The organism is Kitasatospora nipponensis, assembly GCF_039528135.1.
GTDB lineage: Bacteria > Actinomycetota > Actinomycetes > Streptomycetales > Streptomycetaceae > Kitasatospora > Kitasatospora nipponensis.
In genome coordinates, this window is the sequence record NZ_BAAALF010000881.1 from 1 (window position 1) to 606 (window position 606).

The 606-nt window shown below is 64.7% G+C and carries 1 protein-coding gene; it reads left to right on the plus strand.

The window, feature by feature from the left end:
- The first annotated feature begins 54 nt into the window (after positions 1 to 54).
- Entirely contained in the window at positions 55 to 579 is a 525-nt protein-coding gene (locus tag ABD323_RS43845; protein WP_344447586.1) for a DUF6879 family protein, read from the plus strand.
- Positions 580 to 606 lie beyond the last annotated feature (27 nt).

The following is a 606-nucleotide window of genomic DNA, read 5'->3' on the forward strand; positions in this document are numbered from 1 at the left end:
AGGCGGTGTTCCGTATCCCGCCCCACATGTGGCGGATTCTCAGGAAGGCGTGCGATGCCGCAGAGCGTGCCCAGCTTCTATGAACTGTTGGGTGCTGCCCAGCACTCGGCAGTCCACCTGGAGATGCGGGATCAGTACGGCATCATGGAGGAGTCGGAGGAGATCGTCCGGTGGCGACGTGGTGAGGCAGTCGATGTCGACCCTTACTCGGAGTACTGGAGCGACTGGACCGAAGCCATCCAGGGGGCTGTCGCGCGCGGTGTCACCGTTCGGCGGGCCCAGATCATCTCCGAGCCGGTCTCGGAGTACATCCGCTACGAGCACCACATCACTCAGGTGAACGTTGCGGCCGGTGAGTTGGTGCGCTGGCTGCCGCGAAGCCAGGCGTCGGACATCCCGCTTCCCGGTAACGATTTCTGGCTGTTCGACGGGGAGCTCGTGCGCTTCAACCTCTTCGACGGCAACGGCGCCGGCCTCGGCCCGCAGCACACCGAGGAGCCCGCGGTAGTCCAGCTCTGCACAACTGCCTTCGAGTCCGTGTGGGCTCGGGGCATCGACCACGAGAAGTACTCCGTCTGATCGACTGACGGACCACCAGGCCATGCC

Bases quoted from the DNA above. Each gene is read 5' to 3' on its own strand.
- ABD323_RS43845 (WP_344447586.1), top strand. From the start codon at position 55: ATGCCGCAGAGCGTGCCCAGCTTCTATGAACTGTTGGGTGCTGCCCAG.